This window comes from Curtobacterium sp. BNK-1, assembly GCF_048685235.1.
Lineage (GTDB): Bacteria > Pseudomonadota > Gammaproteobacteria > Enterobacterales > Enterobacteriaceae > Pantoea > Pantoea agglomerans.
Window position 1 is genome coordinate 3502567 of the sequence record NZ_JBLQTJ010000001.1, and the last position, 20612, is coordinate 3523178.

General features: G+C 57.1%; 21 protein-coding genes. 7 read left to right on the forward strand and 14 right to left on the reverse strand.

Annotated features, from left to right (window positions below; genetic code table 11):
* Positions 1-51 precede the first annotated feature (51 nt).
* The 6 genes from ugpB to ACMGGP_RS16645 form a co-directional block, all read right to left on the reverse strand.
* Positions 52-1368: a sn-glycerol-3-phosphate ABC transporter substrate-binding protein UgpB gene (gene ugpB, locus ACMGGP_RS16620; RefSeq protein WP_010253297.1), complete on the reverse strand. Its 1317-nt coding sequence runs from the start codon at positions 1366-1368 to the stop codon at positions 52-54.
* A gap of 531 nt (positions 1369-1899) precedes the next feature.
* Positions 1900-2613: a high-affinity branched-chain amino acid ABC transporter ATP-binding protein LivF gene (gene livF, locus ACMGGP_RS16625; protein WP_029519452.1), complete on the reverse strand. Its 714-nt coding sequence runs from the start codon at positions 2611-2613 to the stop codon at positions 1900-1902.
* A 1-nt stretch (position 2614) separates the two neighbouring features.
* Positions 2615-3382, reverse strand: a complete 768-nt coding sequence (livG, locus tag ACMGGP_RS16630) for a high-affinity branched-chain amino acid ABC transporter ATP-binding protein LivG (RefSeq protein ID WP_010253302.1) — start codon at positions 3380-3382, stop codon at positions 2615-2617.
* On the reverse strand, positions 3379-4650 hold the full coding sequence (locus ACMGGP_RS16635; RefSeq protein ID WP_249655017.1) for a high-affinity branched-chain amino acid ABC transporter permease LivM: 1272 nt from the start codon (positions 4648-4650) through the stop codon (positions 3379-3381). The genes livG and ACMGGP_RS16635 overlap by 4 nt, the downstream gene beginning before the upstream one ends.
* Entirely contained in the window at positions 4647-5573 is a 927-nt protein-coding gene (gene livH / locus ACMGGP_RS16640; protein WP_009087789.1) for a high-affinity branched-chain amino acid ABC transporter permease LivH, read from the reverse strand. The genes ACMGGP_RS16635 and livH overlap by 4 nt, the downstream gene beginning before the upstream one ends.
* Positions 5574-5707: 134 nt before the next feature.
* Positions 5708-6814 (reverse strand): branched-chain amino acid ABC transporter substrate-binding protein, encoded by a 1107-nt coding sequence (locus ACMGGP_RS16645; RefSeq protein WP_498798647.1) that lies wholly within the window; start codon positions 6812-6814, stop codon positions 5708-5710.
* 401 nt (positions 6815-7215) lie between these two features.
* Between ACMGGP_RS16645 and panM the strand changes: the two genes are divergently transcribed.
* Positions 7216-7611 (forward strand): aspartate 1-decarboxylase autocleavage activator PanM, encoded by a 396-nt coding sequence (gene panM / locus ACMGGP_RS16650; protein ID WP_033759053.1) that lies wholly within the window; start codon positions 7216-7218, stop codon positions 7609-7611.
* Between the two features lie 59 nt (positions 7612-7670).
* On the opposite strand, the gene rpoH is transcribed toward panM, so the two are convergent.
* The 4 genes from rpoH to ftsY form a co-directional block, all read right to left on the reverse strand.
* Positions 7671-8516, reverse strand: coding sequence for an RNA polymerase sigma factor RpoH (rpoH, locus tag ACMGGP_RS16655; RefSeq protein ID WP_498798648.1), 846 nt, complete (start codon positions 8514-8516; stop codon positions 7671-7673).
* Positions 8517-8768: 252 nt separating this feature from the next.
* Positions 8769-9752 (reverse strand): permease-like cell division protein FtsX, encoded by a 984-nt coding sequence (gene ftsX, locus ACMGGP_RS16660; RefSeq protein ID WP_010253316.1) that lies wholly within the window; start codon positions 9750-9752, stop codon positions 8769-8771.
* On the reverse strand, positions 9742-10410 hold the full coding sequence (gene ftsE / locus ACMGGP_RS16665) for a cell division ATP-binding protein FtsE (protein WP_010253318.1): 669 nt from the start codon (positions 10408-10410) through the stop codon (positions 9742-9744). The genes ftsX and ftsE overlap by 11 nt, the downstream gene beginning before the upstream one ends.
* A gap of 5 nt (positions 10411-10415) precedes the next feature.
* The gene (gene ftsY / locus ACMGGP_RS16670; RefSeq protein WP_498798649.1) at positions 10416-12107 is read right to left on the reverse strand and encodes a signal recognition particle-docking protein FtsY; all 1692 of its coding nucleotides are present in this window, start codon (positions 12105-12107) and stop codon (positions 10416-10418) included.
* A gap of 232 nt (positions 12108-12339) precedes the next feature.
* On the opposite strand from ftsY, the gene rsmD reads away from it, so the two are divergent.
* Together rsmD and ACMGGP_RS16680 are read left to right on the forward strand one after the other, a co-directional pair.
* Positions 12340-12939 carry a 16S rRNA (guanine(966)-N(2))-methyltransferase gene (gene rsmD / locus ACMGGP_RS16675; RefSeq protein ID WP_010671526.1) on the forward strand — a complete coding sequence of 200 codons (600 nt, stop codon included), beginning with the start codon at positions 12340-12342 and terminating at the stop codon, positions 12937-12939.
* Entirely contained in the window at positions 12929-13201 is a 273-nt protein-coding gene (locus ACMGGP_RS16680) for a DUF1145 family protein (RefSeq protein WP_003852192.1), read from the forward strand. Before rsmD ends, ACMGGP_RS16680 begins: the two co-directional genes overlap by 11 nt.
* A 26-nt stretch (positions 13202-13227) precedes the next feature.
* On the opposite strand, the gene ACMGGP_RS16685 is transcribed toward ACMGGP_RS16680, so the two are convergent.
* A complete protein-coding gene (locus tag ACMGGP_RS16685) occupies positions 13228-13584 on the reverse strand; it encodes a DUF2500 domain-containing protein (RefSeq protein ID WP_033759060.1) in 357 nt (118 codons plus the stop codon).
* Between the two features lie 144 nt (positions 13585-13728).
* Here ACMGGP_RS16685 and ACMGGP_RS16690 point away from each other — a divergent pair, with 144 nt between their 5' ends.
* Both ACMGGP_RS16690 and ACMGGP_RS16695 read left to right on the forward strand, forming a co-directional pair.
* Complete coding sequence (locus ACMGGP_RS16690; RefSeq protein WP_498798650.1) at positions 13729-14358, forward strand: lysoplasmalogenase; 630 nt, start codon at positions 13729-13731, stop codon at positions 14356-14358.
* Positions 14359-14451: 93 nt separating this feature from the next.
* Positions 14452-16743: a zinc/cadmium/mercury/lead-transporting ATPase gene (locus ACMGGP_RS16695; protein ID WP_498798651.1), complete on the forward strand. Its 2292-nt coding sequence runs from the start codon at positions 14452-14454 to the stop codon at positions 16741-16743.
* Between the two features lie 54 nt (positions 16744-16797).
* Here the strand turns inward: ACMGGP_RS16695 and tusA are convergent, their stop codons facing one another.
* On the reverse strand, positions 16798-17049 hold the full coding sequence (gene tusA / locus ACMGGP_RS16700; RefSeq protein ID WP_010253330.1) for a sulfurtransferase TusA: 252 nt from the start codon (positions 17047-17049) through the stop codon (positions 16798-16800).
* Between the two features lie 204 nt (positions 17050-17253).
* On the opposite strand from tusA, the gene ACMGGP_RS16705 reads away from it, so the two are divergent.
* Positions 17254-17919, forward strand: a complete 666-nt coding sequence (locus tag ACMGGP_RS16705) for a 7-cyano-7-deazaguanine/7-aminomethyl-7-deazaguanine transporter (RefSeq protein WP_010253331.1) — start codon at positions 17254-17256, stop codon at positions 17917-17919.
* Positions 17920-18035: 116 nt separating this feature from the next.
* Positions 18036-18590, forward strand: coding sequence for a DcrB family lipoprotein (locus ACMGGP_RS16710; protein ID WP_010253333.1), 555 nt, complete (start codon positions 18036-18038; stop codon positions 18588-18590).
* Between the two features lie 55 nt (positions 18591-18645).
* Here the strand turns inward: ACMGGP_RS16710 and iolE are convergent, their stop codons facing one another.
* Entirely contained in the window at positions 18646-19542 is an 897-nt protein-coding gene (gene iolE, locus ACMGGP_RS16715; RefSeq protein WP_498798652.1) for a myo-inosose-2 dehydratase, read from the reverse strand.
* Positions 19543-19589: 47 nt separating this feature from the next.
* Positions 19590-20600: a bifunctional inositol 2-dehydrogenase/D-chiro-inositol 1-dehydrogenase gene (gene iolG, locus ACMGGP_RS16720; RefSeq protein WP_010253336.1), complete on the reverse strand. Its 1011-nt coding sequence runs from the start codon at positions 20598-20600 to the stop codon at positions 19590-19592.
* Between the last annotated feature and the right edge of the window lie 12 nt (positions 20601-20612).

A 20612-nucleotide genomic window follows, 5' to 3' on the forward strand; every position in this document is an offset into this window, starting at 1 on the left:
GCACCTGGCGTCAGAGAGAGGGGCCAGCCTGAGCTGGCCCGCAAGGAGAGATTACTTCACCTGCTGCTGGAAGCGGCGCAGCAACTCGTTACCGCGTTTCACTGCGTTATCCATCGCGTTCTGCGGCGACTGCTTGCCGGTCCAGACGCTTTCCAGCTCTTCGTCGATCACGGTACGAATCTGCGGCATGTTGCCCAGACGCATGCCTTTAGTGAACGGCAGTGGCGGCTTGTTCATCATCTGACGGGTAGCGATATCCGCACCCGGATTCTTATCGTAGAAGCCCTGCTGTTTAGTCAGCTCGTAGGCGGCGGTGGTAATCGGCAGATAGCCGGTTTTCTGGTGCCATTCCGCGGCGATTTCCGGTTTAGCGAGGAACTGCATAAACTCAGCCACGCCTTTGTAGGTTGTCGCATCTTTGCCTTTCATCACCCACAGGCTGGCACCGCCGATCAGGGCGTTCTGCGGCGCATTCGGCACGGTCTCGTCATACGGCATCATGCCAACACCGAAGTTGAATTTGGCGTAATGACGGATATCAGCCAGCGAACCGGATGAGGCGGTGGTGATGCCGCAGTCGCCGTTGTAGAACTTGGCGGTGGACTCATCTTTGCGGCCAAAATAGGTGAAGTCCCCTTTCTTGTTCATCGCTTCCAGCAGCTCGATATGACGAACCAGTACCGGCTTGTTGAACTCCAGCACGGCGTCGAGTCCGTCAAACCCGTTGTTTTTGGTCGCTACCGGCAGAGCGTGCCAGGCGCTGAAGTTTTCAATCTGGATCCAGCCCTGCCAGCCGCTGGCGTAGCCACAGCTCATGCCCGATTTGCGCAGTGCGGCGGCATCCGTCGCCAGCTCCTGCCAGGTTTTTGGTGGCTGATCCGGGTTCAGACCCGCTTTTTTAAAGGCGTCTTTGTTGTAGTAGAGCACTGGCGTCGAGCTGTTGAACGGCTGAGAGATCAGCTGACCTTTGCTGTCGCTGTAGTAGCCCGCCACCGTTGGCACGAACTGCTTTTCATCAAAGGGGATACCGGCGTCTTTGAAGACCTGATGCACCGGCACAATCGCCTGCGAGGCCATCATGGTCGCCGTACCGACTTCATAAACCTGCAGCACCGCAGGGGCTTTGCCACTGCGCACTGCCGCAATCCCTGCTGCCAGGCTCTGCTCGTAGTTACCTTTGTAGGTCGGAACAATTTTGTAATCGGGATGCGTCTGGTTAAAACGCTGTGCCAGCGAATCCACTTCTTTGCCTAGCTCGCCTTCCATAGAGTGCCAGAAAGGGATCTCAGTGGCGGCCATGGCATGGCTGCTGAGCGTCAGACCGAGCAGCACGCTCATCAGGCTACGACGAAAGGTAACGACGGACATAGAATTTTCCTGTGCAGGTAAATACGCGTGAAATCACGGATTTCTGTTTCGCGAAGTAACATGACACGGGGAAATGAAGGATTAATAACAGAAAGATGACAGCCGGGTGACAGACCGGTATGCGCAAAAGAGGAGGCTGGCAGCGCAGCGGTAACGCGTCACTGCTGCCAGGTTTTGGTTACATAATTTGCAGAGCGGCTGGGCAGTAAAAAAGCCCGCAGCGGGTTTTCACTTCACCAAACTTAAAGACTGATGGCGATACACCCCTCACCAATTTCAAAAGGCCGTTGGCGGCAACACCCACACCGATGCTCAAGGCCGTCGGCGGCGCAGGCAGGTTGCGGGCGGACAGCGCGCAGCCACCGGAGCGTACACGTAGTACGTGAGGATGGCGAGCACTGCCCAACCACAACCTGACCAGTAAGCCAGGCCTGTGTACCAAAGCGCGCAGTAACCGGAGCGTATATATATACGTGAGGATTACGAGCACTGCCCGGTGTCGAAATGGCAAGTAAGCCAGGCCGTGCCCCATCAGGCACCTAAGTAAGCACTGCGGACGGCTTCGTTGGAAAGGAGAGCTGAACCTGTGTCTTCGAGCACCACATGCCCGTTCTCCAGCACATAGCCCCGATCCGCCAGCTTCAGCGCCTGATTCGCATTCTGCTCCACCAGGAAAATCGTCATCCCCTCGCTGCGCAGCTGCTCAATGGTGTCGAAGATCTGCTGAATAATGATCGGTGCCAGTCCCAGCGACGGTTCGTCCAGCAACAGCAGGCGCGGCTGGCTCATCAGCGCACGGCCAATCGCCAGCATCTGCTGTTCGCCGCCCGACATCGTCCCGGCGCGCTGGATTTTACGCTCCTCCAGACGCGGGAAGAGTTCATAAACGCGCTTGATACGTGTCAGATAGTCCGGACGGCTGGCAAAAAAGCCCCCCATCGCCAGGTTCTCTTCTACCGTCATGCGCGAAAAGACGCGCCGGCCTTCCGGCACGATGGCGATCGCTTCACGCATAATGCGCGAGGTTTGCCAGTCGGTGATGGTTTTGCCATCAAAGGTAATGGTGCCCTGCGTCGCGCGCGGCTCGCCGCACAGCGTACCCAGCAGCGTGGTTTTTCCGGCACCGTTAGCGCCAATCAGGGTGACGATTTCGCCCTGATTGATATAGAGACTGACGTTGTGCAGCGCCTGAATTTTGCCGTAGTGGGCGCTGACGTTCTCAATGGTTAACATCGCATTTGCCATCTCAGGCCTCTCCTAAATAGGCACGAATGACATCCGGGTTATTACGAATCTCTTCCGGCGTTCCGTTAGCCAGCGGCGTTCCCTGATTGACCACATAAATACGGTCAGAAATCCCCATCACCAGCTTCATATCATGTTCAATCAGCAGCACCGACACCTTGTGTTCGCCACGCAGTTCCGCAATCAGCGCATCCAGCTCATGGGTCTCTTTGGGGTTAAGGCCCGCTGCCGGTTCATCCAGCATCAGGATTTCCGGGCGCGTCACCATACAGCGCGCAATCTCCAGCCGACGCTGCTGACCATAGGCCAGATTGCCTGCCTGACGGTTAGCCAGATCCAGCAGCCCCACCCGCTCCAGCCAGGTCGCCGCACGATCCAGCGCCTCGCTCTCACTGCGGCGAAACGCCGGGGTTTTCAGCAGACCGGAAAATACGCCGCTTTTCAGATGCTGATGCTGCGCCACCAGCAGGTTCTCAATGACCGTCATCTCACGGAACAGACGCACGTGCTGGAACGTCCGCACGATGCCCATCCGCGCAATCTTCTGGCCCGGCAACCCTTCCAGATGCTGCTCACGCAATGTGATCGTCCCGCCGGTTGGCTTGTAAAAGCCGGTCAGGCAGTTGAACACGGTGGTTTTACCGGCACCATTGGGGCCAATCAGCGAAACGATCTCCTGCGGACGCAGCTCCAGCGCCACATTGTTCACGGCTAACAGACCGCCGAAGCGCATCATCAGGCCTTCAACGGCTAATAAAGGCTGAATCATGCCTGCTCTCCTTGTTTACCGGTTCTGAGCTTCAGATGCGGACGCTTCATCGGCAACAGGCCCTGCGGACGCCAGATCATCATCAGCACCATCAGGCCACCCAGCACCAGCATGCTGTACTCATTGAGATCGCGCATCAGCTCGCGTGACACCACCAGCAGGATGGCGGCCAGAATCACCGCAAACTGCGAACCCATCCCGCCCAGAACCACAATCGCCAGCACAAAGGCGGATTCGACAAAGGTAAAGGATTCCGGGCTGACAAAGCCCTGACGTGCCGCGAACAGGCTGCCGGCAAAACCGGCAAACGCGGCACTGATGGTAAAGGCGGTCAGCTTGATGCGGGTCGGGCTGAGGCCCAGTGAACGACAGGCAATCTCATCCTCACGCAGGGCTTCCCAGGCTCGGCCCAGCGGCATCCGCAGCAGCCGGTTGATCACAAACAGCGTCAGCACCACCAGCAGCAGCGCCACCAGGTAGAGGAAGATAATGCGGTCGCTGGGATCGTACTTCAGACCAAAGAAGTTATGGAAGGTATCCCAGCCGCCTTCCCGCGGCGTACGGCCAAACTCCAGACCAAACAGCGTCGGTTTCGGGATCTGGCTGATGCCGTTCGGCCCGCCGGTCAGGGCGGTATTGTTCAGCAGCAGAATACGCACGATCTCACCGAAGCCCAGCGTCACTATCGCCAGATAGTCGCCGCGCAGTCGCAGCACCGGGAAGCCCAGCAACAGACCAAACAGCGCGGCAACTATGCCGGAGAGCGGCAGGCACTGCCAGAAGCCGAGACCGTAATAGTGGTTCAGCAGCGCAAAGGTGTAGGCACCGATGGCGTAAAAGCCGCCATAACCCAGCACCAGCAGGCCAGAGAGGCCGACCACCACGTTTAAGCCCAGACCGAGCATCACGTAGATCAGCGTCATGGTGGCGATATCGACGGTGCCGCGTGACACCAGGAATGGCCAGGCAACGGCGGCGATAATCAGCACCGCCATCACCAGTTTCTGCTTCGGCGTCGAGCCATCCAGACCCGGTAACACCAGCGCCGGACCGGAAATTTTCTTCAGGCCGCTTTGCCATACCGGACGCAGCAGCTGAAACACAAACACCACCGCACAGCCTGTGGCGATCCAGTTCCAGCGCACGCTACCGGCGTTCTGCACCACCAGATTAGTGCCGTCCAGATTCAGGCGCAGCCCCATAAAGAAGGTGGCGAGTACCAGCAGCATCACCGAGGAGATCAGGGCATTGATAAAGGAAGTCTTCATACTTTTTCGACCTCCGGGCGGCCCAGAATCCCGGTCGGCATTACCAGCAGCACCACAATCAGCAGGGCAAACGAGACCACATCTTTATATTCCGTACTGAGATAGGCCGAGGTCAGCGCCTCGGCGATGCCCAGCACCAGGCCGCCAATCATCGCGCCCGGAATACTGCCAATCCCGCCCAGCACGGCGGCGGTGAACGCCTTCATGCCTGCCATAAAGCCGATGAAGGGGTTGATTGAACCGTAGAACTGTCCCAGCAATACGCCCGCCACCGCGGCCATCGCGGCACCGATAACAAAGGTCAGCGAGATCACGCGGTCCGTGTTTATCCCCAGCAGGCTGGCCATTTTCAGGTCTTCTGCGCAGGCGCGGCAGGCGCGGCCCATGCGTGAATAGCGGATAAAGGTGGTCAGCGCCAGCATCGCCAGGAACGTCACCACCCAGATCACTATCTGCATGGTGGAGATGGTAGCGGCAAAGCCGTTGCTCTCGCCTACCGTCCACTGTCCGGTAATCAGACTCGGCAGCGCCAGGTCACGTGAACCCTGCGTCAGGCTGACGTAGTTTTGCAGGAATATCGACATCCCGATGGCGGAGATCAGCGCAATCAGGCGCTTGGACGAGCGCACAGGCCGGTAGGCGACGCGCTCAATGCTCCAGCCGTAGGCGCTGGAGATAATTACCGCCATCACAAAGCCGGCCGCAATCATCAGCCAGGTGGTGTCGATGCCCATCATCATCAGGGCGGCAATCACGATAAAGGAGACATAGCTACCGATCATGTAGACCTCGCCGTGGGCGAAGTTGATCATGCCGATAATGCCGTAAACCATGGTGTAACCGATGGCGATCAGCGCGTAGGTGCTGCCCAGGGTCACACCGTTAAACATCTGCTGAATAAAATAGAGAAACTGCTCGGACATACCTTGACCCTTACTTAACCGATCATGGGCGATCGGGGTACAAAAAACGCCTGGCAGACCAGCACCAGGCGTTCGTGTCGCTGGTCAGGGGAAACCGGTTAACCGGCCTCCCGTTCACCACAAAACAGCCTGGTTTACTTCACAGCAGTCGAGGTGCCATCGGCATGCCATTTAAAGACGCCGAATTCAAAGCCCTTAAGGTCACCCTTCTCATCCCAGTTCAGGTTGCCCATCACGGTTGGCACCGCGGCACCTTCCTTGAGGTTTTTCACGATAGCGTCCGGCTCAGCGCTCTTGCTGCGCTCCATGCCGGTTGCCAGCGACTGCAGTGCGGCATAGGTGGTCCAGACGAACGGTCCGGTCGGATCCAGTTTCTTCGCTTTCAGCGCTTCCACGATCGGTTTGTTGGTTTCAACCTGATCGTAACGTTTTGGCAGGGTCACCAGCATGCCTTCAGAAGCGGCACCGGCGATGTTCGACAGCGAGGCGTTACCCACGCCTTCCGGTCCCATAAACTGGGTTTTCAGGCCCGCAGCACGTGCCTGACGCACGATCTGGCCCATTTCCGGGTAGTAACCGCCGAAATAGACGAAATCGACGTTCTCTTTCTTGAAGCGCGCGACCAGCGTAGAGAAATCTTTATCGCCAGCGGTGATACCTTCAAACATCACGATATTGGCGCCCTGCTTTTTCAGGCTCTCCTGTACGGAGCGCGCCAGGCCTTCGCCATACTGCTGTTTGTCATGCACTACGGCGATGCGCTGCGGTTTAAGCTCGCTCATCACATATTTCGCGGCGGTCGGCCCCTGATCGGAGTCGAGACCGGTGGTGCGCATAATCAGTTTATAGCCGCGGGAAGTCAGGTCAGGGGCGGTCGCCGCCGGGGTAATCATCAGCACGCCTTCATCTTCATAGATGTCAGAAGCGGGCTGGGTGGATGAAGAGCAGAGATGGCCGATCACGTAGCGGATGCCGTCGTTAATCACCTTGTTCGCTACCGCAACCGCCTGTTTCGGGTCACAGGCGTCGTCATATTTCACCGCAACCAGTTTGTTGCCGTTAACACCGCCTTTGGCGTTGATATCTTCAATCGCCTGAGTCGCACCGGCGAACTGCATGTCGCCGTACTGCGCCACCGGGCCAGACATTGCGCCGACAATCGCCACTTTGATATCTTCAGCCAGCGCCGCATGGCTCATCGCCAGTGCTACACATCCCGCCAGTAATGCGCGACCTTTCATTTTCATCCTGACTACCCCATTTGTTTTGTCGTGTATGTTGTGAGTGTTTGTGCTGTCAGATAAAGTCGAAAACTGATTAAGCATGAATGAGTTAGCGTACTTTTCTGACATTTTTTATTAATAAGGCTTTATTTTTCAGGTTATTAAACAGGAAGTTTCTTCTGTAAATCAACTGACATATTCAGAATTGACTGAGTGAAACAGCATAATACACTGGAGGCAACGGCCGGTTTTTCACCGCTTTGCCAGCGCGTTATGCTGGATTGATCGCACGCTCTCCCTGTTTACAACTATCATCCTGGCATCCCGACCATCTTTTGACCTGTTTTATTGATGAAAATGTGGTAGCACTCTGGTTGTACATTTTCGCTGCACTTTCCCCTGTTACAGAGGTTTTTGTTATGAAGCTCACTATCCAGCGTTTAACCACGCTGACCGCGCAGGACCGCATCGATCTTGGCAAAGTCTGGCCGGATCTGGAGATTGAACAACTGGAGCAGCAGCTGGATGAGCGCCATCGTCTCTATGCTGCCCGTTTTAACGACCGGCTACTGGCGGGTTTGCAGCTGGAAATCGCCGGGATCCACGGCAAAATTCACCGGCTGTCGGTGCGCGATGTCACGCGCCGACGCGGAGTGGGGCAATATTTACTGGAGGAGACGATCAGGCAGAATGGGTCGATAGCGGACTGGTGGATTGCCGATGATGGCAGTGACGATCAGCAGGTGCGGGCAGCCTTTATGCAGGCGTGTGGCTTCAGAGCGCAGAGTGATGGCTGGATAATGGCGGTAGAATAGTCAGGCGCAGAAAAACAAAAAGGGCGACATAAAGTCGCCCCTTAAGATGTCGAAGTGCGTTACGCTTCGATCGCCATACGCAGTTTCTTCATGGCGTTCTTCTCCAGCTGCCGGACACGTTCGGCTGACACGCCGTACTGATCGGCCAGCTCCTGCAGCGTGGTTTTATTGTCTTCGTCCAGCCAGCGGGCGCGAATGATGTGCTGACTACGCTCATCCAGACCTTCCATCGCATAGCTCAGCTTGTCAGCCGCATGCGCATCCCAGTTATCCTCTTCAATGCCGTCAGCAAAGTCAGAGGTTTTATCCTGAAGATAAAGCACGGGTGCCATAGATCGGCCTTCGCTGCTCTCGTCGTCGGCAGACATATCAAAGGTCATATCCTGCGCGGCCATACGCGATTCCATTTCACGCACATCTTTGCTGCTTACGCCCAGCTCACGCGCAACCATCTCGACTTCATCCTGATTGAACCAGCCCAGACGCTGCTTGGTTTTACGCAGGTTAAAGAACAGCTTACGCTGTGCTTTGGTGGTCGCGACTTTCACGATACGCCAGTTACGCAGCACGTATTCGTGAATCTCCGCTTTAATCCAGTGCACGGCAAACGAAACCAGACGCACGCCCACTTCTGGGTTGAAGCGACGTACCGCTTTCATCAGGCCGATATTGCCTTCCTGGACCAGGTCAGCCTGTGGCAGACCGTAGCCGGAGTAATTACGAGCGATATGAACTACAAAGCGTAGGTGAGACAGGATCAGCGTCTTTGCCGCATCCAGATCGCCCTGGTAATGCAGCCGTTCAGCCAACGCTTTTTCCTCTTCTGCCGAGAGCATCGGCCAGGTATTCGCAGCCCGGACGTAAGACTCCAGGTTGCCAAGAGGAGCAATAGCTAAAGTTTGCATTTCTTTGGTCATTCAAACCCTCACAAATTCAGTGGAATTGCCGCACATTTCCCTGCGCAGACGATACATTACGTCAACGTCGCGCGAAATCCGAAAGCAATCTGTGCTACTTAGAGTGGTAAAGTTATCCACAAGTTCAATTATAGCGGTGAATATTTTACACACAGATGACAGGAAAGGAAGAGGGGAAATATCCTCTGCACCCACCATCGGTAGCAGAGGACCATTATAACAAAAAAATGTTGCAGGCGTTTACTGCGGCGTAAATCGACGTAAATGTTGTACCGTTGCCAGCCACGCAGCCACCCAGCCGATGATCGCCGCAATCAGTAACAGCAGCAGCGCCTCATCCCACGAGAAGCCTTCCAGCGAGAAGGTGGTACCAAATACGGTTGCTACACTGGCAACAACGGACTGCAGACGCAGCACCAGCACTTCCGACAGCAGCAGCGACAGCACTGCCCCGCTGAAGCCCAGCAGCGCCCCGCCATAGAGGAACGGACGCAGGATAAAGCCGTCAGTGGCACCAATCAGCTTCTGCACGTTAATGGTGTCGCGTCGGGCAAAGATGCTAAGCCGGACGCTGTTACCGATCACCAGGAACACTGCCACGATCATCAGCACGCCAATCATTGAGGCGATCTGCCCCACCAGCCCGGTCAGCGCCGCCAGCCGCGCAAACCAGCTATCATCCATCCGCACTTCATCCACGCCCTGCACTTTAGTTACCCGATCGCGCAGGCTTTGCATGGTGTCTGAGTTCTGGAAATTGAGCTTAGGTGTGATGATGGCCACCGCAGGCAGCGGATTCTGCTCCAGCATATCCATTGCGCCGCCAAAGCCTGACCAGTTGCGGAACTCGTTCAGCGCCTCTTCCCGCGTCAGGTAGTTGACGTTATCCACGCCTTCGACCTGCTTGAGCTGCGCCACCACGTTTTCTGCCGCCGTGTCATCCAGCGTTTTGGAGAGATAAACGGTTAACTGCGGCGCCGGATACCACTGCGTTGCCGCCTGGCTGACGTTTTTCCATACCATGTAGCAGACGCTGGGCAGCGTCAGTGAAATGGCGATGACCATCACCGTCAGCAGGGTGGCCAGCGGCTGACGCCACATATCAGAAAGCGTGCCGCGCAGCGCATAGCGCCACTGCTCCTGCCAGCCGCCTTTCAGCGCTTTGCTCTTCGACTGCTGCTTCGCTTTCGGCGCAGCCGGACGTTTAATGCGTTTATTGACCATCGTGGCCTCCGTGCAGACGTCCCTGATTCAGCGTCATCATCCGGTAGTTGCGTCGGGCAATCAGACCGCTGTCATGCGTCGCCATCAGGACGGTGACGCCGACGCGGTTAAACTCTTCGAACAGGCGCAGAATATCTTCTGACAGCGCGTCGTCAAGGTTACCGGTCGGTTCATCGGCCAGCAGCACGGCGGGCTTGTTCACCACCGCACGGGCGATGCCCACACGCTGCTGTTCACCGCCAGAAAGCTGAATCGGATAACTTTTCGCTTTGTCGAGCAGACCCACTTTATCCAGTGCCGCCGAAACGCGACGACGAATGTCTTCGCCGCTGGCACCGGAGATAATCAGCGGGATCGCCACATTTTCATAAACCGAACGATCCATCAGCAGGTGGTGATCCTGGAAAATCATGCCGATCTGACGACGCAGGAAAGGCACCTCGCTGTTACGCAGGCGGGAAATGTCATGGCCGCTGAACCAGATTTTTCCGGCACTCGGGCGCTCAATGCCACAAATCAGCTTCAGCAAGGTACTTTTACCGGCACCGGAGTGGCCGGTCAGAAACGCCATTTCGCCGGGACGCAGACGGAAATCTACCCCCTGCAGCGCCTGACGTCCGCCGAGATATGCCTTACTGACCTCTTCAAAGCGAATCATCCTAATTAGTCCTCTCGGGCAAACAGTGCCTCAATAAAATCTTCCGCCTTAAACGGCCGTAAATCTTCAATGCCTTCACCGACGCCAATGTAGCGAATCGGAATACCGAACTGATCGGCCACCGAGAAGATCACGCCGCCTTTAGCGGTGCCATCCAGCTTGGTGAGCGCAATCCCGGTCACGCCAACGGCTTCATTAAACAGTCGGGCCTGGCTGACCGCATTCTGTCCGGTGCTGGCATCCAGCGTCAGCATCACTTCGTGTGGCGCTGAATCATCCAGTTTTTTCATCACGCGGGTGATTTTTTTCAGCTCTTCCATCAGGTGCGATTTGTTCTGCAGACGACCCGCGGTATCGGCAATCAGCACGTCAACGCCACGGGATTTCGCCGCCTGAATAGCATCGAAGATCACCGAAGCGGAATCTGCACCGGTGTGCTGAGCAATCACCGGAATGTTATTGCGCTGGCCCCACACCTGCAGCTGTTCAACAGCCGCGGCGCGGAAGGTATCACCAGCCGCTAACATCACAGATTTGCCTTCAGCCTGATACTGGCGCGCCAGTTTACCGATGGTGGTGGTTTTACCTACACCATTGACGCCAACCATCAGGATCACAAACGGCGTTTTGCCTGAGACGTCCAGTGGCGCATCCACTTTCGCCAGAATCGAGGCCATCTCCGCTTTCAGCAGACCGTAGAGCGCTTCCGCATCACGCAGCTGCTTGCGGTTTGCCTGCTGGGTCAGATGCGTGATGATGCGGCGAGTGGTATCCACCCCCACATCCGCAATCAGCAGCTGCTCTTCCAGCTCGTCAAACAGCTCATCATCAATCTTTTTGCCACGGAACAGGCTGACAAAACCGGAACCGAGGTTCTGACGGGTTTTCACCAGGCTGCGCTTCAGGCGGGCAAAGAAGCCCTCTTTGCTGGGACGCTCCTGCTCCTGCACGATGAGTGGCGCGGCGGCCAGCGGGAGATCGCTGACGGTATCGGATAATGTCTCTGCCGGTTCCGCGTCGGTGACTTCGGCTTCGCCCAGTGCCAGTGCGGTCAGCTCTTCTTCGGTGAGCGGTGCTTCCGCTTCACTGTCCGGGGTTTCAACGATCGCAGCCTCGTCCGGCGTCAGCGCTTCATCGCTTAACGGCGCTTCGGCTTCGCTGTGCGGGGTTTCAACGATCCCGGCGTCATCCAGCGCCAGCGCGGTCAGCTCTTCTTCGCTTAATGGCGCGTCCGCTTCGCTGTCCGGGGTTTCAACGATCGGGGCGTCGCCCAGCGCCAGGGCGGTCAGCTCTTCTTCGCTTAACGGCGCATCCGCGGGTTCAGCATCAACGACTGGCTTTACCACGTCGTCGGCGTCGATAACCGGCGTCGCGTCATGTTCAGGTGCGGCGATTTCCAGTAGCGCTTCAGGATCGGCCTCAATCGGCGCAGCTTCATCCAGCACCATGGGTGCTGGCTCATGCGGCGCTGCCGCGGTGACTTCCGCCTCACGCTGCTGCCCGGCCACCGTTTCGGTGATAACGACAGTCTCTTCCGCTTGCGCTTCAGCCTGGCTTAATGCCGGGGCGTCCTGTTCTGCCTGCTGCTGTGCGGGTTCTGCGACCTCTTGTGTCTGCTCCTCCGCTACAGGTTGTTTCTCTTCCTCTTTGCCAAATCCCAGCCAGGAAAAAAAGCCACGTTTTTTCTCTTTTGCCATTGTGTGACGACACTCCTCGATGGCTTTGTCCCGGTCGCGCGTGGTTTCCAGGGGTAAATCAATGAAAGTTGGTCAGCGCCAGACCGGCGTAAACCGCAGAATAATGCATGACTTCAGCAACTCAGTAGTCTAACACTTTCCAGCCAGCTCACCACAGCACCCTTTTTTAACGTTTCTTCTCACCGATTCGCCCGTTAAACTACGCAACAAATTATGACGAGTTGTGAGCAAGATGAATAAAAACCCCCGCAGTACAGGCGGTGCCGGGCAGATTCGCATCATTGGCGGCCAGTGGCGCGGACGCAAACTGCCGGTGCCGGACAGCGCCGGACTGCGCCCGACCACCGATCGGGTACGTGAGACGCTGTTTAACTGGCTGGCCCCGGTGCTGCCAGAGGCGCGCTGCCTCGACTGCTTTGCCGGTAGCGGCGCATTAGGACTGGAAGCCCTGTCGCGTTACGCGGGATCGGCGACGCTGCTCGAGCTGGAACGGCCGGTGGCGCAGCAGCTGACAAAAAATCTGCAGACGTTGCGCGCCAGTAATGGCACCGTGATTCAGACCAATGCGTTAAACTGGCTGGCACAGCCAGGTGAACCCTTTGATGTGGTGTTTATCGATCCGCCGTTTCGTCAGGGATTGCTGGAACAGACGTTACAGCTGCTGGAGCAGAATCACTGGCTGGCCGATCAGGCGCTGATTTACGTCGAAAGTGAAGTGGAAAATGGCGCACCGCCGGTGCCGCCGGAGTGGGATCTTTATCGCGAGAAAATAGCCGGACAAGTGGCTTATCGTTTGTATCAACGTCAACAGGAGACGCAGGATGTTACTTAATTTGGGGCGTCTGTTGATGCTATGCGTGTGGGGATTTTTACTGGCTAACCTGGTTCATCCCTACCCGAAACCGCTGACTTATTTTATCAACGTTGCGCTGATTTTCATGATCCTGATGCATGGCCTGCAGCTGGTGTTACTGCGCACCACGCAGACCAAAGATGCGCCGCCGATTGACCGCGTCACCCAGGCCAAAGTGTTTCTGTTCGGGGTGTTCGAACTGGTCGCCTGGCAGAAGAAAAACTTCCCACGCAAGAAATAATTCCGGGCGGGCGCACTGCCCGCCGGTTACTGCCGGGGTGTGAAGCTGATAAAGCGCGTGCCCTGCATCTTCAGTTCACCTCTGGCGCCCTTGTCCAGCTGATGATATTCCGCCTCTTTAAGCTGCACTTTGATGTCGCTGGCACCGTTCAGCGGGTGAAACAGCACCTCGTAGCGCATCTCTTCCCCGGCGATCACTTCCCGCTGCCGCGAACGGCGATTGGGTGCAGGAAATTCACGTTTGGTTTTGACCTCAACCTGCAGAGAACGCTCGGGTGAAGCGTCATTCACCGCCACTTCCCGGCGTTGCTTAATGAACTGACGGGTCGCCAGCACGGCGATAATCGCCAGAACGATGATAAAGATTAGCGGCGGTTTGCTCATAGCGTTCTTGTGCCTGCAGGATGATTAATCAGGCGGCAAAGCATACAACCAGAGTTGCCTGATTGTCACATCTCAGAGGCTTAACCTAAACTGGAAGGGATATTTTGGGATCTTTCACCATTTTGAACAAAAAAGGGAGAAACAATGCTCTGGTCTTTCCTCGCTGTACTTTTCTCCGGCTGGCTCTATGTCGACGCCACCTATCGCGGCCCGCAATGGCAACGCTGGTTATTTAAGCCGGTCACGCTGCTGCTGCTTGTCGGGCTGGCCTGGCAGGCACCGGTGCTGCAGACTACGGACTACCTGATTCTGGCCGGTCTGGTCGCGACGCTGGTCGGTGATGCGTTAACGCTGCTGCCACGTCAGCAGATGCTCTATGCCATCGGGGCTTTCTTCCTGTCGCACCTGCTTTATACCCTCTGCTTCGCCGCCAGCATGACCATGACCTTCTTCTGGCCAATTCCGCTGACGCTGCTCATCATCGGTGCCGCCCTGATTGGCGTCATCTGGAGCCGACTGGAAGATCTGCGCTGGCCTGTCTGCACCTTTATCGGCATGACGCTGGTGATGACCTGGATAGCGACCGAGCAGTACTTCTTCCGCCCGACCGATTACAGCTTCTCGATCATGGTGGGTGCCGCTCTGCTGCTGCTGGCAAACGCCGTCTGGTTTATCTCACACTATCGCCGCCGCTTTACCGCCGACAGCGCGATTGTCGCCGCCTGCTACTTCGCCGGTCACTTTATGATCGTGCGCTCGTTGTGGGTCGTCTGAAAAAATAGCCTTGACTCTGGAGTTCACTCCAGAGTGTAGGATAAAGGATGGGCTGCGTTGCTCATCCCACTATTCTTACACTCTTGAGGTCATATGCATCAACATCACGCCTGTGGCTGCGGCAAACCCCGTGCCAGTCACGCCGCAGCAAAACCGCTGTGCCAGGTTCGCCAGGCCCGCCCCCTCTCCCTTTCTATTCACGCCGCGACGCCTGTCCCTGCCGAGACGGCAGGCTGTTGCTGTGACAGTCACTGCAGCCCTGGCAACGACGCCGACACCGCTGAGGAAAGCGACCGGCGAGGTGCCGACAGTTATCCCTTTAGCTGGCAGGTCAGCGGGATGGATTGCCCGTCGTGTGCCCGCACCATTGAAACCGCTGTCCGTCAGGTAAGTGGCGTGACCGATGCCCGTGTCTTGTTCAGCAGCGAGAAACTGGTGGTCAACGCTGACCAGGACGTACAAAACGCCGTTGAACAGGCGGTGAAAAAAGCCGGGTTCCAGCTCGCAACCCCATCAGCCACGTCGGCCACACCCCCCGCTACGCCGGGCTGGCAGCATAACCGGATGCTGATTTTGCTGGCGCTGCTGGTGCTTGCCAGCAGCATTCTCAGCCAGTTCGCGCCCGCCTGGGGCGATCGGCTGTTTGTGCTGACCACGCTGGTCGGCCTGGTCCCGGTGGCGCGCGGCGCCTGGCAGCGTCTGCGCAGCGGATCGCCTTTTACTATTGAGACATTAATGACGCTGGCGTCAGCTGGCGCACTGATTATTGGCGCACACGCTGAAGCCGCGATGGTGCTGGTGCTGTTTCAGCTGGGCGAACAGCTGGAAAGCTATGCCGCTTCCAGGGCGCGCAGCGGCGTTACCAGCCTGATGGCGTTGCGGCCTGAATCGGCGATCCGCCTTGAACAGGGCAAACGTACTGAGGTACCGCTCGCAGCGCTGCAACCCGGCGATGTGATTGAAGTCGCGGCGGGCAGCCGCTTGCCGGTCGATGGCAGCTTAATCAGTCCGCTTGCCAGTTTCGATGAGAGCGCGCTGACCGGTGAATCACTGCCGGTAACGCGGGCCAGCGGCGAAAAAATCCTCGCCGGTGCTACCAGCGTTGATCGCCTGGTGATGCTGGAAGTGGTGTCGAAGCCGGGTGAAAGCGCGATCGACCGTATCCTGCAGCTGATTGAAGAAGCGGAAACGCATCGTGCGCCGGTCGAACGCTTTATCGACCAGTTCAGCCGTATTTACACGCCGCTGGTCATGCTGCTCTCGCTGCTGGTGATGGTGGTGCCGCCACTGCTCGGCGCAGGCGACTGGCAGCCGTGGATCTACAAAGGGCTGACACTGTTGTTGATTGGCTGCCCCTGTGCACTGGTGATCTCCACGCCTGCCGCCATTACCTCCGGGCTGGCTGCGGCGGCGCGACAGGGCGCACTGATCAAAGGCGGTGCGGCGCTGGAGCGGCTGAGTTCGGTGCGCAGAATGGCGTTTGATAAAACCGGTACTCTGACGCTGGGCAAGCCGCAGCTGACGCAGATCCTGCGCTTTGGCACGGCCAGCGAGTCAGAGATGCTGGCGCTGAGCGCCGCTGCGGAACAGGGTGCCACCCATCCGCTGGCCAGCGCTATCGTGGCGGCCGCGCAGGCGCGTGATCTGGTGATTCCTGACGCGCAGGATCAGCAGGTGCAGGCGGGACGCGGCATCAGCGCGAAAGTCGCTGGCCAGCAGATTCAGCTGCTGACGCCCGGCCATGCACCCGATCTGACGCCGCAGCAAAATGCGCAGATAGCGCAACAGGAAGCTGAAGGTGAAACCCTGGTGGTGCTGATGCGCGATGGCGAAGCGCTGGGTGCGCTGGCTCTGCGCGATCAGCTGCGCGACGACGCCGTTGAGGCGTTAAAGGCGCTGAAAAAGCTGGGTATTGAGAGCCTGATGCTGACCGGCGACAATCCGCGCGCTGCGGCGACCATTGCCCGCCAGCTGGATATTGATTATCGCGCCAGTCTGCTGCCCGCCGATAAAGTCGCGGCGATCCGCGAACTGAGTCAGCAACAGCCGCTGGCGATGGTCGGGGATGGCATTAACGACGCGCCAGCAATGAAAGCGGCAACGCTGGGCATTGCGATGGGCAGCGGCACCGATGTGGCACTGGAAGCGGCCGATGCTGCCCTGACGCGTAATCAGCTCAGCAATCTGGCTCCGATGATTGCGCTGGCACGCCGGACACGGCGTATCATCCGCCAGAATATCGGTATTGCGCTGGGGCTGAAGGCGATTGTCCTGGTCACAACCCTGCTGGGTCTGACCGGACTCTGGCTGGCGGTGCTAGCGGATTCGGGTGCGACCGCGCTGGTCACCGCCAACGCGCTGCGGTTACTGCGTCGCCGCGCCTGAGCAGGCGACTTCTGATCTGAAGAGTGAGGTTAACGGCGGCCTGTACGGCTGTCGTTAACCCGCCATGCCTTTGCGGATCAGAAACTGATAGGGCAGCGTGTCGGTTTGCTGCGCCAGCAAGCCATGTTCCATAAAGCGGCAGAAGCCGGGAATATCGCGCGTGGTGGCCGGATCATCGGCGATGATCAGCAACGTCTCGCCATCCTGCAGGCTGCGTACGGTTTTGCGCACCATCATCACCGGCTCCGGGCAACGCAGGCCACGGGCATCCAGCTGATGGTCGGCAGAGGAAAAAGCATCGCTCATAATCAACTCGGTTCAGGTAAGGGGCGCTCATTCTAGCGCGTGCTGGCGGTGAAGCAAGGCGATAACGATTGCGCTAAAATTAACCATTGCATAAAAAGCACAACGCGGTAAGATGCCGCCGCTTTTTGCTCATAAAACTGCCAGGCGCTGCCCGAACGGCGTCCCGCAATGGGTTCCCTCACCCCAACATTAAAAAGGTTGAATATGCTCGCATTTTCTTCGCGTCAGCGCATGCATGCGCTTTTCTGGTTATCGCTGTTTCACCTGCTGGTGATCACTTCCAGTAACTATCTGGTTCAGTTGCCTATTTCAGTGTTTGGCTTCCACACCACCTGGGGTGCATTCAGCTTCCCGTTTATCTTCCTGGCGACCGACCTCACCGTGCGTATTTTTGGCGCACCGCTGGCCCGACGCATTATTCTGGCCGTGATGATCCCGGCGCTGTTTATCTCTTACAGTGTCTCGGCGCTGTTCTATCAGGGTGAATGGCAGGGCTGGCAGGCACTGGAAGTGATGAATCTGTTTGTTGCCCGTATCGCCTGCGCCAGCTTTATGGCTTACGCGCTGGGTCAGATCCTCGACGTTCACGTGTTCAACCGTCTGCGTCGCCTGCCACAGTGGTGGATTGCGCCGGGCTGCGCCATGTTCCTGGGGAATATCAGCGATACGCTGGCCTTCTTCTTTATCGCCTTCTATAAAAGCCCCGATGCGTTTATGGCGCAGCACTGGGTTGAGATTGCCCTGGTGGATTACAGCTTCAAAGTGCTGATCTGCATGGTCTTCTTCCTGCCCGCCTACGGCGTGCTGCTCAACGCGGCGCTGAAGCGTCTGGCTGAACGCCAGACCGCCCGCCAGGTCAATTTCGGCTAAGCGCCCATACGGTTTCCACTACTATCCGCTAAGATCTTCTGACAATCATCAGGTTGCGTTTGCAACCTGATTCCTGTTGTATTAATGCCTGACTGGAAACTTAAAAAGGGATTCTGATGCGCAACCTGGTGAAATATGTAGGAATGGGTTTACTGGTACTCGGCTTAGCAGCCTGTGACCAGAAGAAAGATGAAGCGGCGAATGACAACGGCGTCAGCGCCAGTCAGTCGGCGCAAACCGTCACGCTGATGGATGGCAAACTGAGCTTCTCGCTGCCACCAGGCATGTCCGATAAAAGCGGTAAACTGGGTTCGCAGACCACTAACATGCACGTTTATGCGGATGAAACCGGTGCCCGCGCCATTATTGTGATTGCCGGTGACCCGACCAATGATGGTCTGGATGTGCTGTCGCAGCGTATGGAACAGCAGCAGCGTAATCGCGATCCGCAGTTGCAGGTGGTGTCGAACAAATCTGTGACGCTGAAAGATCAGCCCGCGCAGCAGCTGGATACGGTGATTTCTGCCAACAACCAGACCTCATGGTCTTCAGTGGTTCTGGCGAAAGTGGATGGCAAACTGGTGACGCTGCAGATTACGCTGCCAGGTGATAATCAGCAGCAGGCGCAGAGCGATGCTGACAACATCGTGAAAAGCATTACGCTGAAGTAAAACAAAAGGCTGGCTTCCCTGCACGGGGAAGCCAGCCTTCGTTCAGAAGGGCTTTTTATAAACCTGCATTCTCGCGAATATATTTCCGCGCTTTCACCGCATATTCAAACGGATTGGCCAGTGCCGGATCCTGCTCCGCTTCAACCACCATCCAGCCTTTATAGCCGTAATCATCCAGGATTTTGAACACCGGTCTGAAGTCGATCACGCCATCACCCGGTACGGTAAAGGTGCCCTTTTTCACTCCTTCCAGGAACGAGAGATGGTTCTCACGCACCTCGGCGACCACCTCATCACGCACATCCTTAAGATGAACGTGGAAGATGCGCGGCAGATATTTCTCCAGTACCGCCAGCATCTTCTTCTGGGAGCCTTCGGAGTAGTAGACGTGGCCGGTGTCATAGAGCAAACCGACCTGCTCGTCGGTCATCTCCATAAACCGGTCAATCTCTTCAGTGGTCTGAATACCGGTGCCCATGTGGTGATGCAGCGTCACGCGCATCCCCTTCTCCGCCGCGATGCGGGCAAGTTCGTTGTAGCCTTCCGCGGTTAACTGCCACTCTTCATCGCTGAAAATGGCTTTCTCTTCAAACACCGCAAGCCCGGTGCCCTGAATACTTTTGCTCTGCTCGGAACAGCCAATCACCCGCGCGCCCATCGCATGCAGGAAGTTCATATGCTCAATGAACTGTTCGATAGTTTTCTGTTTGTCGCCGTTGGCGAAAAAGGTGCTGAACCAGGCGTTGCAGATCTCGATGCCGCGAATGTCGAGCATCGGTTTCAGGATCGCCGGATCGCGGGGATATTTGCTGCCCACTTCGCTGCCGGTAAAGCCAGCCAGCGCCATCTCACTGACGGTTTGCTGGAAGGTATTCTCACTGCCGAGATCCGGCATGTCATCGTTGGTCCAGCCGATCGGGGCGATCGCCAGTTTTACATTCTCTTTGTTCATTATCTTATTCCCAGGCGGAGAGCGGCCATGCCGCATAGACAGCTAAATCAGTTATAGAAAGCAGGACGCGGCGGCATCTCTACCGGCTCAATCGCACCACTGTTCTGCGCTTTAATGCAGGCATCGGCGGCGACTGAGGCGGCAAAGCCATCCCAGGCAGAAGGACCGGTCAACTGGCCCGCTTTGATGTCGTTGATAAACGCCTGCAGCTCAACGTCATACGCCTCGATAAAGCGATCTTTCCAGTCCACCAGAATGGTGTTCGACAGCCGGGCCTCTTTGCGCAGCTGCACCGAAGAGGGCTCTGGCAGGCGCGCAATCCCCTCTTCGCCCACCACTTCACACTGGATGTCATAGCCGTAAGCGCAGTTAACGAAGATCTCGACGTCAATGCGAACCCCTTTCTGGGTTTCAAACAGCACGATCTGCGGATCTTTCAGCTGACTGTGTGACTTCGAGGTGACGCGCGGGAAGACCACCTGCACCGTTTTATAGTCATCGTTTGTCAGCCAGCGCAGCACATCCAGCTCGTGGATCAGGGTGTTGGTGATCGCCATCGGCGTGGTGTAGTTCTCCGGCACGGTCGGGTTGCGGTGCGCGCAGTGCAGCATCAGCGGCTCACCGATATCGCCATCGGTGATCACTTTTTTCAGTGCACGGTAGCCCGCATCGTAAGGACGCATAAAGCCGACCTGCACCAGGCGTTTACCCGCCTGAATCTCTGCATCCACGACCCGGCGGCAGCCCTCAGCGCTCATCGCCAGCGGCTTCTCACAGAACACCGGTTTACCGGCGGCAATCGCCGCTAAGGTGAACTCTTCATGGGTCGGATCCCATGAGGTGACCAGCACCGCATCAACATCCGGAGACTGAATCACGTCGTGTCCATTTTCGAATACCTCCGCCTCAATATTCAGGCGTTGCAGTGCGGCACGCGCGCCTTCGACATTAATGTCAGAGACGGCAACCACCTGTGCACCCTGCAGCACATGGCTGCAGCGACGAATATGTTCCTGACCAATTGCACCTGTACCGATGACGCCAAGTTTCAAAGTCATAATTACACCTGT